This is a genomic window from Hahella sp. CCB-MM4 (genome assembly GCF_002260525.1).
Taxonomy (GTDB): Bacteria; Pseudomonadota; Gammaproteobacteria; order Pseudomonadales; family Oleiphilaceae; genus Hahella.
Genome location: NZ_MRYI01000051.1, coordinates 1 through 1,292, shown reverse-complemented (window position 1 = coordinate 1,292; position 1,292 = coordinate 1). Strand labels below are relative to the sequence as shown.

The 1,292-nt window shown below is 51.1% G+C and carries 1 protein-coding gene; it reads right to left on the bottom strand.

From position 1 onward, the window contains the following. Positions 1 to 30: 30 nt before the first annotated feature. Complete coding sequence (locus tag BTA51_RS28820) at positions 31 to 1,236, bottom strand: IS256 family transposase (RefSeq protein ID WP_094712534.1); 1,206 nt, start codon at positions 1,234 to 1,236, stop codon at positions 31 to 33. Between the last annotated feature and the right edge of the window lie 56 nt (positions 1,237 to 1,292).

The following is a 1,292-nucleotide window of genomic DNA, read 5'->3' as shown; positions in this document are numbered from 1 at the left end:
GAGGGTGTTCAAAACTCTGTGTCAGCCAAGTCACAGATCGATGTGAGCGTCTAGCCGCCCTTCAAAGTGAATCGATAGCTGCGAGAGTGTAAGGTTCCAGTTCTGCACTGGATGCGTCCATCGTTCTGTGGCGTTCAACATACCAGCGTACAGCAGCTTCAGCAAACTGTTCTCATTGGCAAAGCCGCCCTTGGTTTTCGTTAGCTTGCGGAACTGTCGGTGGACGGCTTCCACTGCGTTGGTGGTGTAGATGGCCGTTCTCACGTAGTCGGGATATTTGAAGTACGCTGAGAGTGTCAGCCACTTGCTGCGCCAGGATTTGATCACCATTGGGTACTTGTCTCCCCACTTAGCCTCCAGTTCATCCAGGGCGTTTTCAGCAGCGTTAAGAGTGGAAGCTTTGTAGACGCACTTCAGATCAACCATAAACGCTTTCTGATTCTTAGAAGCCACATACTTCAGTGAGTTGCGGATCTGGTGAATCACGCAGTGCTGGATCTCCGTATGGGGGTAAAGGCTTTCAATGGCTTCGGGGAAGCCCTTCAGGCCATCCACACAGGCAATCAGGATGTCTTTGACACCTCGGTTGTACAAGTCAGTTAAGACGCTTAGCCAATAGTGAGCCCCTTCGGCTTCGGAGAGGTAAAGTCCCAGCAATTCCTTTTTACCCTCTACATTCAGGCCGAGAATGGTGTACACGGCTTTGCTGATATAGCGCCCGTTCTCTTTGATTTTGTAGTGGATCGCATCGAGCCAGACGATGGGGTAAACCGCTTCCAACTCGCGCTCTCGCCATGCCTGTAATTCTGGCAGCAACTTGTCGGTCACCGCGTTGAGCGTCCCATTGGAGAGATGGATGCCATACAGGTCTTCAATATGGGTACGAATATCCTGATAGCTATTTCCCAGGGCGAACAGGGCAATGATCTTGCGCTCCAGTTCATCGGTGAGTTGGGTTTGATGTTTTTTGACGAGCTGAGGCTCAAAGGTGCCAGCACGATCCCGAGGCGTTTCCAGCTCAAAAGGCCCGGCCGGACTTTTCACCGTTTTCTTGCTGGAGCCATTCTTGCGATTGGGTTGATCGTCAGAGCTGAGGTGCTGATCAAGCTCAGCCTTCATGGCCGCTTCAGTGAGTTGCTTGATTAGAGGCGTCAGGATGCCGTCTTTTCCAGTCAGGTCTTTGCCTTCACGCAATGCTTGCAGTGCGGCTTCCATGTCGAAGGTAGGTGTGGTCATAAGTCATCTCTTTTTTGCATAGGATAAAGAAATGACACAGAATTCTGAACACTACC